The sequence below is a fragment of the Phyllobacterium sp. P5_D12 genome, assembly GCF_054049495.1.
In genome coordinates this window covers 1-622 of record NZ_JBFUMG010001137.1, presented here as the reverse complement: position 1 = coordinate 622, position 622 = coordinate 1, and the positions used below count along the sequence as shown (strand labels likewise).

The window sequence follows — 622 nt, the reverse complement described above, 5'->3', positions numbered from 1 at the left end:
TTACGCGTTTAACACACGGCCATAGGCATCCAGCACGCTTTCCTTCATCATCTCCGACAAAGTTGGGTGCGGGAAGACCGTGTGCATCAACTCCTCTTCGGTCGTTTCGAGGTTCATGGCGACGACGAAGCCCTGGATAAGTTCCGTGACTTCCGCACCGACCATGTGGGCACCGATCAGCTGGCCGGTCTTTTTGTCGAAAATGGTCTTGACCAGACCTTGATCTTCGCCAAGCGCAATCGCCTTGCCGTTTGCGGCAAACGGGAAACGCCCGACGCGAACCTCGCGACCATTTTCCTTGGCCTTCGCTTCAGTGAGGCCAACGGACGCAACCTGTGGCTGACAATAGGTGCAGCCTGGAATTTTGTCCTTTTCAATGGGATGAACGCCGGGGAAGTTTGCAATCTTCTCGATACAAATCACACCTTCATGCTCAGCCTTGTGCGCCAGCATCGGTGGTCCGGCAACATCGCCAATGGCATAGACGCCGGGCACGTTGGTCTTGCCGTAACCGTCAATCACGATGCAACCACGATCCGTCTTGACGCCCAAAGCCTCGAGCCCGAGATTTTCGACATTTCCCTGAACACCAACCGCCGAAATCAGGCGGTCCGCAGTGATC

1 protein-coding gene is annotated in these 622 nt (G+C 55.6%); it reads right to left on the bottom strand.

What is annotated here, in order from left to right:
• Positions 1-622: FAD-dependent oxidoreductase (locus tag ACXJ5O_RS29140; protein WP_457302937.1), on the bottom strand; the 622-nt coding region annotated here is incomplete at its 5' end.